General features: G+C 72.6%; 8 protein-coding genes and 1 riboswitch. Of the genes, 3 read left to right on the forward strand and 5 right to left on the reverse strand.

Annotated features, from left to right (window positions below):
• Positions 1-391 precede the first annotated feature (391 nt).
• From QSK32_RS02210 to QSK32_RS02230, 5 genes are all read right to left on the reverse strand, one after another.
• On the reverse strand, positions 392-1,447 hold the full coding sequence (locus QSK32_RS02210; RefSeq protein ID WP_285471071.1) for a cobalamin B12-binding domain-containing protein: 1,056 nt from the start codon (positions 1,445-1,447) through the stop codon (positions 392-394).
• On the reverse strand, positions 1,444-3,039 hold the full coding sequence (locus QSK32_RS02215) for a SpoIIE family protein phosphatase (protein ID WP_045745785.1): 1,596 nt from the start codon (positions 3,037-3,039) through the stop codon (positions 1,444-1,446). Before QSK32_RS02215 ends, QSK32_RS02210 begins: the two co-directional genes overlap by 4 nt.
• A 63-nt stretch (positions 3,040-3,102) precedes the next feature.
• On the reverse strand, positions 3,103-3,873 hold the full coding sequence (locus QSK32_RS02220) for an exodeoxyribonuclease III (RefSeq protein ID WP_285471072.1): 771 nt from the start codon (positions 3,871-3,873) through the stop codon (positions 3,103-3,105).
• Between the two features lie 148 nt (positions 3,874-4,021).
• Positions 4,022-6,298: a putative bifunctional diguanylate cyclase/phosphodiesterase gene (locus QSK32_RS02225; RefSeq protein ID WP_245674178.1), complete on the reverse strand. Its 2,277-nt coding sequence runs from the start codon at positions 6,296-6,298 to the stop codon at positions 4,022-4,024.
• A gap of 58 nt (positions 6,299-6,356) precedes the next feature.
• Positions 6,357-7,193, reverse strand: coding sequence for a universal stress protein (locus QSK32_RS02230; RefSeq protein ID WP_285471073.1), 837 nt, complete (start codon positions 7,191-7,193; stop codon positions 6,357-6,359).
• Between the two features lie 183 nt (positions 7,194-7,376).
• Here QSK32_RS02230 and QSK32_RS02235 point away from each other — a divergent pair, with 183 nt between their 5' ends.
• From QSK32_RS02235 to QSK32_RS02245, 3 genes are all read left to right on the forward strand, one after another.
• Positions 7,377-8,660, forward strand: a complete 1,284-nt coding sequence (locus QSK32_RS02235; RefSeq protein ID WP_045745782.1) for a citrate synthase — start codon at positions 7,377-7,379, stop codon at positions 8,658-8,660.
• A 105-nt stretch (positions 8,661-8,765) separates the two neighbouring features.
• Positions 8,766-10,328: a gluconokinase gene (locus tag QSK32_RS02240; protein ID WP_285471074.1), complete on the forward strand. Its 1,563-nt coding sequence runs from the start codon at positions 8,766-8,768 to the stop codon at positions 10,326-10,328.
• A gap of 92 nt (positions 10,329-10,420) precedes the next feature.
• A riboswitch (cobalamin riboswitch) is annotated at positions 10,421-10,551 on the forward strand.
• Between the two features lie 10 nt (positions 10,552-10,561).
• Positions 10,562-12,874: a VWA domain-containing protein gene (locus QSK32_RS02245; RefSeq protein WP_502872494.1), complete on the forward strand. Its 2,313-nt coding sequence runs from the start codon at positions 10,562-10,564 to the stop codon at positions 12,872-12,874.
• Positions 12,875-13,070: the final 196 nt, after the last annotated feature.

Consider the following 13,070-nt stretch of genomic DNA (forward strand, 5'->3'; position numbering starts at 1 on the left):
CCGGAACCACGTGGCTGCATCGCCAAGAGGTGGTTCTTCGAGGTGGGGCCGCAGGTGCCCAGGAATCCATCACAGCATGCGCTCACGCTATCCCCGTCCATCTCGCCCCCGCCACCCATTTATCGAGAGCCCCCGCGGGCCGACGGCGGGAACCGGGGCCGAGCGGTCGGTAGGTGGAGGGACCGGGCCGGAGCGGTCGGTAGGTGGAGGGACCGGGGCGGAGCGGTCGGTAGGTGGAGGGACCGGGGTTGAGCGGTCGGTAGGCGGAGGAACCGGGCCGGAGCGGTCGGTAGGTGGAGGGACCGGTGTCAGCGGCGGGGAGGTGGCGCACCTGGGGCAGGGCGGGGCGGGACAGCCGATGGGCGGGGAGGTGTGGCTCGTACCCGATGAATCAGCGGGAGAGAGTCGCCAAGCCCGCGTCGAGCATGGTCGTGGCCGTCGGGAAGTCGATCAGCTGGTCCTGGATCAGGCGCAGGCCCGCTTCGAGCGCGGCCGGCGGTACGTGGCGGGAGGCCAGCACCTCGGCGGTCCAGGAGGTGAAGTCGGTGAAGATCTGCGGGTCGCCGATGTAGAGGGCGGCCGCCAGGAAGTCGACGATGTGGCCCAGGTCCTCGGCGGTCGCGTCGGCCTGGTCGCGGGTGTACTGGTGGGCCTCGGGGTAGGTGGCGGCGAGGCGTTCCATCGCGGTGGCGATCAGGTGGGGGCGGGCCCGGACCAGGTGGGTGTACTCCTCGTCGCTGGGGGAGGCGAAGCCGTTCAGGTCGCCGAACGACGGGATGTCGGCGGCGCTCGACGCCGTCAACGTCACCAGGCGTTCGACGGCTTCCTCGCCGGTCGCCGCCCAGGCGTCCGCGCCCAGCAGTTGCGCCCAGCGGCCGTCCGGGCCGAAGCCGCGGCCGCCGGCGATCACCGGGATGCCGGCCGCGCGGCAGGCGGTGATGGCCGTGTGGGCGCGGGGCAGCCGGGTGGGGATCATGCAGCTCAGCGCGACCGCGTCGGGGCCGGTCTGGTGCAGATGGGTGATCAGGTGGCGGCCGGGGACGCTCGCGCCGAGGAAGTCGACCCGCCAGCCGTCCAGGCGCAGCAGTTCGGCGAACATCCGGGCGGGCAGCCCGTGCCATTCGCCGTCGACGCAGGCCAGGGTGATGCGCCCGCGGTACGCCTGGGCGGGACTCAGCGCACCCACGGTGGCCAGGGCGCGTTCGCTCACCGCGGTCGCCGCGTGTTCCCGGGCGATGGACCAGTCGTTGGCGGCCCACAGCTCGCCGACGCGGCGCTGGGCCGCGCCGATCAGGTCGACGATCACCCGGGCCGGGGGTACGCCGTCCGCGAGCAGCCCGGTGACCAGGGCGATCGCGGCTGCCTCGTCGCCGTCGCCGACCACGTGCAGGTAGCGGTCGGTGAGCACCGGATCGGGCAGGGAGAGTCGTTTCGTGGGCGTGGTCATGATCGGTTCCGGGATCGCCGGTCGTTCTGCCGCGCGCTGATCAGGTAGGGGGAGGTGTCGGAGGCGCCGCCGTCGCGCAGGCTCAGGTGGGGGCGGGCCGGGGCGCGGACGGCCAGCATGGCGATGTCGTCGCGGGCGCCGCCGTGGGTCCAGTCGGAGACGAGCTGGCGCAGGCGTTCCACGGCGACCGTGCCGGGCATGCCGCTGCATTCGGCGAGGGCGCGGCGCAGCCGGTGTTCACCGAACTGTTCGCCGCCGCTCGGGCCGCCGCGGGCCTCGGTGAGGCCGTCGCTGTAGAGCAGGCAGAGTTCGCCGGCGGCCAGTTCGACGGTGGCGGGCTGGACCCGGACGTCGCGGAGCACGCCGATCAGGGTGCCGCTGGTGGGCACCTCCTCGACGGTGCCGTCGCCGCGCAGCACGAGGGGCGCGGGGTGGCCGCCGGCGGCCAGGTCGAGGCGGACCCGGCCGTGGTCGATGCGGGTCACCGCGCCGGTCACCACGGTGACGAAGCGCCGTGCCCGGCCGCCGCTCATCAGCGCCGTGTTGAGTACGCGCAGCATGTCGACGGGGTCGGTGCCGACCAGGTGCAGGGCGCGCAGGGTCTGCCGGACCTTGCCGGTGAGCACGGCGGCCTCCGGCCCGGTGCCGCACACGTCGCCGAGGGCGAGGGCGGTCGGGCCGCCGTCGGTGAGCGGTTCGAAGACGTCGAAGAAGTCGCCGCCGATCCGCAGGGTGTCGCGGGCCGCCTGGTAGGACCCGGTCAGTTCGAAGCCCTCGGTGTCCGGGAGCACCGGCGGCAGCAGGTCGGCCTGCAGCACCTCGGTGGTGTCGACCTGCTCGCGGTAGAGCACGGCGGCGGCGATCGCCGCACCGGCCCGGGCCGCGAAGACGCGGGCGAGCGCCTCGTCGTCGGTGGTGAACGGGGTGCGCCGGACCAGGATCAGCGCCCCGGCCGGTTCGGCGTTGCCGGGCAGTGGCGTGACCAGCAGGCCGCCGACCGGTCCGAGGTCGGCCGGGAACAGCCATTCGGGGGCCTGCGCCGGGTCCAGCCAGCGGCTCGGGATGGGCGGGAAGCCACCGAGCGCCTCGGTCAGGCCGGGCACCTCCTCGAGCATCCGCTCGTGCAGGGTGCCCTCCTCGACCGGGCGGCCGGGGACGAACCGGGTCCAGGCGCTCTGCCGGCGCACGGACGGCAGGATCACCATGGCCGCGTCGGCGAGGTGACCGGCGGCGAGTTCGACGGTCGTCCGGACGCACCGGCGGATGTGCAGGGACGCGGAGAGCCGGCGGCCGGCTTCGGCCAGGAACGCGCTGCGGGACCGTTCGACCTCCAGCGCGGCGGTCCGTTCGGCCTCGTCGGTGTGGTCGCGCAGGAACCAGGCGTAGTGGTCGTCGTCGAGCCGGCGACGGAACCCCTGGATGTGCTCCCCGTGGAAGGAGGCACCGGTCAGGACGGGAGGCAGGTCGGGCAGGAGCGCCCGTGCCGTCTCGTTGGTGAACAGCACCTCACCGGACGCGGAGCACACCACCGTGGCTTCGGTGGACGCGTCGAGCACGGCCTGGAGCAGGCCTGGCGCGATGACGACGGTCATGCCTCTCCTCCTCTGCGGTCTCAGCCTACGTGCTTTTCCCAGCGAATCGGGCATCAGCGACGGTCAGGACAGGTCGACGATCACCGGAGCGTGATCGGAGGGGCCTTTGCCCTTGCGGGCTTCCCGGTCCACGTACGCGTCGGTCACGCGGTCGCGTACCGCGCTGTCGGCGTAGACCAGGTCGATCCGCATCCCCTTGTTCTGATGGAACATCCCGGCACGGTAGTCCCAGTAGGTGAAGGGACGGTCACCTTTGAGGGGGCGGGCCGGGACGTCGTCGAGTCCGAGCGCGCGCAGGGCGGCGAGCGCCTCTCGTTCCGGAGGGGTCACGTGCGTGGATCCGGCGAACATCGCCGGGTCCCAGACGTCCTCGTCGGTGGGGGCCACGTTGTAGTCACCGGCGACCACGACCGGTCCCGCTGCCAGATCCGAGACCACGCTGTCCCGCAGAGCGGCGAGCCAACGCAGCTTGTAAGTATAGTGCGGATCCTCCGGAGTACGCCCGTTCGGCACATACACCGAGGTGAAGCGGATGCCGCCGCAGAGGGCGCTGACCGCCCGCGCCTCCGGTTCGGGGAACCCGGGCTCCCCGTCGAAACCGCGGCGCACGTCGTCGAGCCCGACCCGGGACAGCAGGGCGACCCCGTTCCAGCGGCCCTGCCCGTGGTGGGCGGTGGCGTAGCCCAGCGCGGCGACCTCGTCGACCGGGAACGCGTCCTGGGCCAGCTTGGTCTCCTGCAGGCAGACGACGTCCGGCGCGGTGGATCCGAGCCAGTCGAGCAGCCGGGGGAGGCGGGCCTTGACCGAGTTGACGTTCCAGGTGGCGAAGCGCATCACCCCAGGGTGACGCATGGGTGATTCAGCGGCGACGGGGGACCCGGGTGTCGCGGGTGGCGGCCGCCAGGGCCGCGGCCAGACCGGTCACCAGCAGCAGAAGCAGAAGCACCATGAGAGGTGTGGCCATCGCCGCATAATGCCCGACTCAGGCGCCGGACACCAGTCCCGTCCGGTCCGGTTTCGTGACCCGCCACCGCTCGGCGAACTCGGGTGCCGGGACCGCCTTGCCCCAGAGCCAGCCCTGGCCGTTCACCACGCCGACCGCGCCGAGCGCGTCCCGCTGCAGGGTGGTCTCGACGCCCTCGGCGATCACGCTGAGTCCCAGGGCGGTGCTCATCGCGACCACCGCGCGGACGATCTCGTCGTCCTCCACGTTGATGCCGAGCCCGATCACGAACGAGCGGTCGATCTTCACGCCGGTGACCGGGAAGCGGCGCAGGTAGCCGAGGGCGGAGAAGCCGGTGCCGAAGTCGTCGACGAGCAGTTTGACGCCGAGTTCGCGGAGCTCGAAGAGGACCCGGGCGGTGAGGCTGGAGCCGTCGACCATCACCGACTCGGTCATCTCCAGGGCCACGCAGCGGGGCGGTACGCCGTACCGCATCATCTCGCCGGACACGATCAGTGGCAGGTCGGCGTCGGTGAGCTGCCGTGGCGAGACGTTGATGGAGAGGTAGAAGTCGTCGCCGACGGTGCCCTCCGAGCGCCAGACGCCCAGCTGGCGCAGGGCCTCCTTGCGGACCCAGGCGCCGATGCTGCCGATCAGCCCGGCGTCCTCGGCGATCGGGATGAACGTCATCGGCGGGATGGTGCCGCGTTCCGGGTGTTCCCAGCGGACCAGCGCCTCCGCGCCCACCGGCAGGCCGGTGTCCAGCCGGACGATCGGCTGGTACGCCACGTGCAGCTGCTCCTCGGTGAGCGCCACCCGCAGCGCCACCTCCAGTTCGATGCGTTCCCGGACCTGCGCGTGCATCGAGGTGTCGAAGATGATCGACCGGCCCGGCCCCTCGGCCTTGGCCCGGTACATCGCGGTGTCGGCGTCGCGCATCAGTGCCTCGGCGATCACCGGAGCCCCGACCGGGTCACCGCCGGCGTGCGCCAGCCCGATCGACGCGCTGATCACCACCTCGTGGTTGATCACCGGGAACGGGCGGGCGAAGCAGGTGCGGATGTCCTCGACCAGGCGCAGCGCGTCCGGTTTCTCCCCGACGTAGACCATCAGGAACTCGTCACCGCCGACCCGGCCGAGCGGGATCCGGGCCGGCACCGTGGTGCGCAGCCGGCGTCCGACATCGATCACCAGCTGGTCGCCGGTGTCGTGCCCCCACGAGTCGTTGACCCACTTGAAGCCGTCCAGGTCGAGCATGTAGACCCAGACCCGGTCCGGTCCGGCCGGGTCGATCGCCCGGACCAGGCGCTCGATCTTCGAGGTGATCGACTTGCGGTTCGGCATGCCGGTCAGCGGGTCGTGCATCGCCTGGTGCTCGCTGCGCAGCTGGGCGGCGACGTGCGCCCGCACCGCGGCGATCGCCCGGGCCAGCAGCAGGGCGACGACCAGCAGGCCGACCACCGCGATCAGGCCCTGTCTCCAGTCGTTGCGGGCCTCCGCCGCCAGCAGCACGAACGGCATGGTCAGCGCCGGGACGATCAGCGCCAGCCGGGGCCAGGACCAGGCCTGCACGGGCGGCCGGTCGGCTCGGCTCATCTCCAGCACCGACGGGTGCAGCGCGGCCACCCCGAGCGCCGTGTACGCGAGCAGGAACGGCACGTTGAGCAGCGGGGAGGCGTAGATGTGGCCGGAGGCGCCGGCGACCGCGTACACGGTGTCGCCGATCAGCATCATCGCCATCGTGCCGAGGACCGCGACCAGGCTGGCCGGCCAGGTCTTGGCGGTGAAGCTCAGGTTCACCACCAGCATCAGCACCAGCACGTCGAGCAGCGGGTAGGTGCCCTGGATGGCGGCGACCACGCCGGAGCGACCGGGCACCCCGGCGGCCGGGGCGGCCAGCAGCAGGGTGCTGGTCATGCCGGCGGACAGCGCCACCATCAGGCCGTCGAGCACGGCGTGCCGGTCCAGTCCCTGCCGGGCCCGGAGCAGCACCACCAGGAACGCGCCGAGCAGCAGGTAGCCGCTGAAGCTGGCCGCGTCGGCGAGCAGCGGCAGCGGCATCGGCTGGTCGGTGACCGCCGGCCGGATCAGGACGCCGACCAGGAAGAGCAGGGCCGACGCGCCCATCAGGAGCCAGGCGGCCGGCGGTTCGGCGCCCCAGTGCCGGGGGCCGCCGAAGCAGGCGCTGACGGTGGCCACGCCGAGCAGGACGAACGCGGTCGTACCGATCGACGACGACGGGAAGAGCGCGTAGACGACGGTGGCGGCGACGCCGCCCACGGCCTGGAGCTGCCACAACCGTCGGGCGAGTGCCACGGGTTCTTCCTCCCGCTTCAGCCCGGAATAGCTGTCGGGATCAACCGTAGCAAATCGGTCAGGTCGCGAGTCTCGGTTCGTGGAACTTCGGTGACCGTGGCACCCGGCGGGCCGGCACCCGCGCACTGTGCACGAAGACCGCCGGGCACAGTCCACGGCGCAGCACCGCGCTTGCGACGGCACCGAGCCGTCCGGAAGCGGTCAGACCTCGAGGTCCGAGAATGATCAGACCCGCGCGGCGCGAGGCCGCGATCAGGGTGGCCGGTGCCGAGCCGGTCAGCACCATCCGGCGTACGCTCGGAAGCTCCGCGACCGCCGCGATGGCCTCGTCGAGCACCCGGTGCCCGGCGGCCTCCTGCCCGTCGTCGAGGACCACGTGCACCGCGTGCACGGCGACCCCGCGCCGCCGCGACTCCTCCGCTGCGAACCGCAGAGCCAGCACCGAGTACGCCGAGCCGTCGACCGCGGCCACCACCGGCCCGGACGGCGGGCGGGCCGTCCGCGTCACCAGCACCGGGCACCACGCCTGGGCCGCCACCTCCGGGGTGATCACCATCCGCCCGGCGCCCAGCACGATCAGCGAGGCGTGCCGGCTCAGGCGCAACAGCACCCGTCCGGCCGGTCCATCCACCAGTTGGCCGCGCGCATCCACGCCGGGTGTGGAACGCTGGGCCGTGACGACCGCCTCCTCGACGACACGCGAGGCGGCCCGGCGAGCCGGGGCGTAATCGACGCCGGCGGCTCCGGACCGGGGATCGGGCCAGGTGAAAGCGTGCACGACCTTGAGTACCCGACCGCGGGAGCCGGCCTCCCGCGCGGCCAGCCGCACGGCGGCCAGACCGGCCGTGGTCCCGTCGACACCGGCCACCACGGGTCCCTGCGCCGGGATCTGCATCGGTTCGACCTCCGCTCGGCGTAACAGAGTCGCAATATACCGACCATTGTCTATGGTGCAACGGTCCATACGTACTGGTGACCAATGCCTCAACAGCCAGGCACCTGATGACCCATTCAGGTTGAGGGTTTACGGTGAACGGCAAAATATTCGAGACATCTGCCGGTGAAGTGAGGGAAATACATGACGGATGTCAAGCTCGACCATCCTGGTGGCCAGCTGTCGATGTCGGTACGCAAGGCCGTCGACGGACCGGGCGGCATCGACGTCAGTGCTCTGCTCAAGGAGACCGGCTTCGTCACCCTCGATCAGGGCTTCGTGAACACCGCGTCGACGACCTCGGCGATCACATACATCGATGGTGACCAGGGGATCCTCCGCTACCGCGGATACCCCATCGAGCAACTCGCGGAGAAGTCCACCTTCCTCGAGGTGTCCTACCTGCTGATGAACGGCGAGCTGCCCACGGCCGCCCAGCTGCGGGAGTTCGCCGACCGGATCCGGGTGCACACCCTGCTCCAGGAGGAGATGCGCACCTTCTTCTCCAGTTTCCCGCGGGACGCGCACCCGATGGCCGTGCTCTCCTCGGCGGTCACCGCGCTGTCCACGTTCTACCAGGACGCCCTCGACCCGCTGGACGCCGAGCAGGTCGACATCTCCGCGATCCGCCTGATGGCGAAACTTCCGACGATCGCCGCCTACGCCTACAAGAAGTCCATCGGCCACCCGCTGCCGTACCCGGACAACTCGCTGGACTACGTGCAGAACTTCCTGCGGCTCACGTTCGGCCTGCCCACCGTGGGCTACGACGTGGACCCGAAGGTCGCGAAGATCCTCGACATGCTGTTCATCCTGCACGCCGACCACGAGCAGAACTGCTCCACGTCGAGCGTGCGGCTGGTCGGCTCGTCGCAGGCCAACCTGTTCGCGTCGGTCTCGGCCGGCATCAACGCCCTCTCCGGCCCGCTGCACGGCGGCGCCAACGCGGCGGTCCTCGAGATGCTCGAGCAGATCCGCAAGGACGGCGGAGACGTCAACTCGTTCGTCACTCGCGTGAAGAACAAGGAGAAAGGCGTCAAACTGATGGGCTTCGGCCACCGGGTCTACAAGAATTACGACCCGCGCGCCGCCATCGTCAAGAAGGCCGCCCAGGAGATGCTCTCCACCCTGGACAAGCCGGACCCGCTGCTGGAGATCGCCTTCAAGCTCGAGGAGATCGCCCTCTCCGACGAGTACTTCATCTCCCGCAAGCTCTACCCGAACGTCGACTTCTACACGGGCCTCATCTACAAGGCGATGGGTTTCCCGACCAAGATGTTCACCGTTCTCTTCGCCATCGGCCGTCTCCCGGGCTGGATCGCCCAGTACCAGGAGATGATGCTCGACCCGGCTAACAAGATCGGTCGCCCGCGGCAGATCTACACCGGTGCTCCGGTGCGCGATTTCGTGCCGCTGGATCAGCGCTGACCGTCGTATTTCGTACGCATTTCGAGAGCGCCCCGCCGGCTTCGTGCCGGTGGGGCGCTCTCGTGTCGGGGTATGAGGGTCCGCAGACATCGGAGAGGGGCATGCATGGACGTCGTGATCGGCATCGACACCGGGACCACCGCTACCAAGGGGGTGGCCGCCACCACGACCGGTGAACTCCGGGCACTGGCCAGCGTCCACTACCCGCTGTCGGTCCCCGGGCCCGGCCGCGCCGAACTCGACCCGGCCGCCCTGGTCGACGCCGCCCTGCAGGCGCTGACCGATGTGGCCCGCCAGTGCCGGGAGCGCGGCGACCGGGTGGCGGGTGTCGCCCTCAGCTCGTTTCTGCACGCGCTGGTCCCGATGGACGATGCCGGGCGGGCACTGGGACCCGTCGTCACCTGGGCGGACAATCGTTCCGCCGCGCAGAGCCGCCGGATCGCGGCGGACGGGGCGGGGGCGGCGCTGCAGGCGCGTACCGGCACGCCGGTCCACCCGATGTCCCCGCTCACCAAACTCGCCTGGTGGTCCGAGACCGATCCCGATCAGCTGCGCGACACCCCGCGCTGGGGCGGGGTGAAGGAGCTGATCGTCGCGGCGCTCACCGGCGGTCCCTTCCTCGTCGACCTGTCGGTCGCCTCGGGCACCGGCCTCTACGACATCCACGCACGGCAGTGGGACCCCGCGGCCGTCAAGATCGCGGGGGTACGCGCGGAGCAACTCGCCGAGGTCGTCCCCACCACGTCCCGGCTGACCCTGTCCACCGCGGTGACCACCGCCGCGGGCCTGCCACCCGGCACCCCACTGATCATCGGTGCCGCCGACGGCCCGCTCGCCAACCTCGGCGTGGGCGCGACCCCGCCCGGCGTGGCAGCGGTCTCGCTGGGCACGTCCGGTGCACTGCGGACCGTGGTCGACCGCCCGGCCGCCGACGAGGCCGGGCGCCTCTTCTGCTACGCGCTGACCGAGGACCGCTGGGTCGTGGGGGGAGCGGTCAACAACGCCGGGTCGGTGGTGCGCTGGGCCTCCCAGTCCCTGACCGGTGTCCCGGACCCCGACGGCTCCTCCCCGGTGGAACCGGCCGACGGCCTCGACGCGGAACTGCTCGCCGAGGCCGCCACGATCCCGGCCGGCAGCGACGGACTGCTCTGCCTGCCGTACTTCCTGGGCGAACGGGCTCCGTGGTGGCGCCCCGGCATGCGCGGCGCCTACCTCGGCCTGCGCCGCGAACACCACCGCGCCCACCTGGTCCGCGCCGCGGTGGAGGGCGTCTGCCAGCAGCTGGCCCTGGTCCGTGACTCCTTCGAGGCCGAGGGTGTCGCCCTCACCGAGATCCGGGCCACCGGCGGCGCCGCGGCCTCCACGCTGTGGGTGGCGACCCTGGCCGGCACGCTCGACCTCCCGGTGTCGGTGGCGGACATCCCCGAGGGCACCGCCCTGGGCACCTGCCTGCTGGCCTGGCACGCCCTCGGCGAGCTGCCCGACCTGGACCGGGCCGCCGCCCTGGTGCCGACCGGCGAGACGACCCGGCCCGACCCGCGGGACGCCGCGCTCTACCGGCGTCTGCGCCCACTGGTGGAACGCTCCGCGCTGGCCGTCCTCGACGTGGTGACCGAACTCGACGAACTGGCGCCCGAGCCCCTGCCCGGGACGGAGAAGGCCGTCTGACCTCCGGGGCCGGTGTGAGGGATGTCCTGCGGGCGGGGGCCGCGTTGACGGTTCCACCCCGGGTAGGAAAGAGTGGCCGGGAGCGGTAGCGGAGGAACCCGGTGCGAATCCGGGGCGGTCCCGCCACTGTGACCGGGGAGCGACCTGCCGGCAGAGACGCCACGACCTGCAACGGCGGGCCGGAAGGCGGAGCGGGGAGCGTCGATCCGGGAGTCAGGAGACTCCGGCCGCTCGTGCCACCGTCGCGCGGGCGTGGATACCCGCCGGAAGGGAACCCCGTGACTGTTCCGTACCCGTTCTCGGCCGTGGTCGGCCTGGACGATCTGCGGCTCGCCCTCCTCCTCACCTCCGTGTCGCCGGCCGTCGGCGGCGTGCTGGTCCGCGGCGAGAAGGGCACCGCCAAGAGCACCGTCGTCCGCGCGCTGGCCGGCCTGCTGCCACCGGTCACCGTGGTGCAGGGCTGCCGGTTCGCGTGTGATCCGCAGGCGCCCGACCCGGACTGCCCGGACGGCCCGCACCCGGACGGCGGACCCGACAAGGACCGCCCGGCGAACCTGGTGGAACTGCCGGTCGGCGCCACCGAGGACCGGGTGGTGGGCACACTCGACCTTCAGCGCGCGCTCAGCGACGGGGTGAAGGCCTACGAGCCCGGCCTGCTGGCCGCCGCGCACCGCGGCGTGCTCTACGTCGACGAGGTGAACCTGCTCCCCGACCACCTGGTGGACCTGCTGCTGGACGCGGCCGCGATGGGACGCGCCCACGTCGAACGCGACGGGGTCAGCGTCAAACACGCGGCCCGGTTCCTGCTCGTCGGCACGATGAACCCGGAGGAGGGCGAGCCCCGCCCGCAGCTGGTGGACCGGTTCGGCCTGGTGGTGAACGTGGCGGCGCCCCGCGACGCGGTGCAGCGTGCCGAGGTGGTGCGGCGGCGGCTGGCGTACGAGGCGGATCCGGCCGGGTTCGCGTCCCGGTTCTCCGCGGACGAGCGACGCTACGCGGCCCGGATCGCGGAGGCCCGTGCCCGGCTGCCGCTGGTGACCCTGCCCGACGAGGAGCTGGACCGGATCGCCCGGGTCTGTCTCGCCTATGGCGTGGACGGGATGCGGGCCGACATCGTGGTGGCGCGGTGCGCGGTGGCACTGGCCGCCTGGCACGGCCGGGACACGGTGACGGCCGAGGACGTGGCGGGCGCGGCGCGGCTGGCCCTGCCGCACCGGCGGCGCACCGACCCGCTCGACCCGCCGGGCACCGACGAGGAACGGCTCGAGGAGGCGCTGGCCGAGGCCGAGCGTCAGGCCGAGCAGGAGCGCGCATCGCAGGATCAGGCCGATCGGGACCCGGACGGCGGTCCCGACGGTGACGGTCCCGATGGTGACGGTGACGGTCCCGATGGCGATGGTGACGGTCCTCCGGAGGGCGGCGGGGGCGGTGAGCCGCGAGGTCCGCGTGACGGCGGCGGGCCGCAGGGCGGTTCCCACCCCGGCGACGGTACGCAGGGGAGCACCGCGACTGACGACCCGGCGGATCCGGGGCCGGACCCGGCGAGCGGGCAGCCGCAGACCTCGGGGGCGATGGCGAGTGCCGGGGCGGCGTACCGTACCCGGACCCTGCGGATCTCGGCCCGCGGCGAGGGGGGACATGCCGGACGGCGGTCGCCGGCGTTCGCGCGCCGGGGCCGTGTCGTCGGGAGTCGCGTTCCGGCGGGGAAGCCGACCGGGGCGCCGCATCTGACGGCGACGCTGATGGCGGCTCTGGAACGGGCCGCCGCGGGCGCCGACGCCGCGCCGGGACGATCCGTCACGCCGGGAGGATCCGTCACGCCGGGACCTTCTGGGGAGCCGGGACGATCCGTGGTGCCGGGACGTTTCGGGACGCCGGGACTGCCTGTGCGGACGGGACCGGTCGTGCGGGTCGAGCCCCGCGACCTCCGGGAATCCGTGCACGTCGGCCGGGAGGCGAACCTGGTGCTGTTCGTCGTGGACGCGTCCGGATCGATGGCGGCCCGCAAGCGGATGACCCTGGTGAAGACCGCGGTGCTGTCGTTGCTGCGGGACGCCTACCAGCGACGGGACCGGATCGGCATGATCACGTTCCGGGGTGCGGACGCCGAGGTGGTGCTCCCGCCCACGTCCAGTCACGAGGTCGGCGTGATGCGGCTGGCCGCGCTGCGGACCGGCGGGCGCACACCGCTGGCGGCCGGACTCCGTGCCGCCGCGGCCACGATCGCCACCGAGCGCCGCCGGGACCCGCGACGCCGGCCGCTGCTGGTGCTGGTCACCGACGGCCGGGCGACCAGCGGGCCGGACCCGGTGGGTCTGGCGCCGCTGCTCAGCGGTGTCTCGGCGGTCGTCGTCGACTGCGAGTCCGGTCCGATCCGGATCGGTCGTGCCCGTCGGCTGGCCGCCGCGCTGCGGGCCGACGTGATGCCCCTGGAGCAGTTGCAGGCCGCGACCGTTCTCGGTGGGCGTGCCGCGGCCGGCTCTCCGTCCGGAGCCGGCTCCACGGCCGGTGTCGCGGGCGACCGGGCTTACCGCCGGGCGGCGTGATCCACCGGTTCTGAAGCCGCCGGCCACGGAGAGTCCCCGGTCGCCGCGGTGCGCCGCCGGGCCGGGCCACCGCCGCCGGGCCGGGCCACCGCCGGTGGGTGGGTGGCATGAGCCGGGCCGTGCGTGATCGCCGCGGGTCCCGGGACGACCGGTATTCGGCGGGAACGGATCCGTGCGTACCCCACATGAATTCGAT

Origin of the sequence: Actinoplanes sp. NBRC 101535 (assembly GCF_030269225.1) — a bacterium.
In the GTDB taxonomy this organism is placed as follows: domain Bacteria; phylum Actinomycetota; class Actinomycetes; order Mycobacteriales; family Micromonosporaceae; genus Actinoplanes; species Actinoplanes rectilineatus.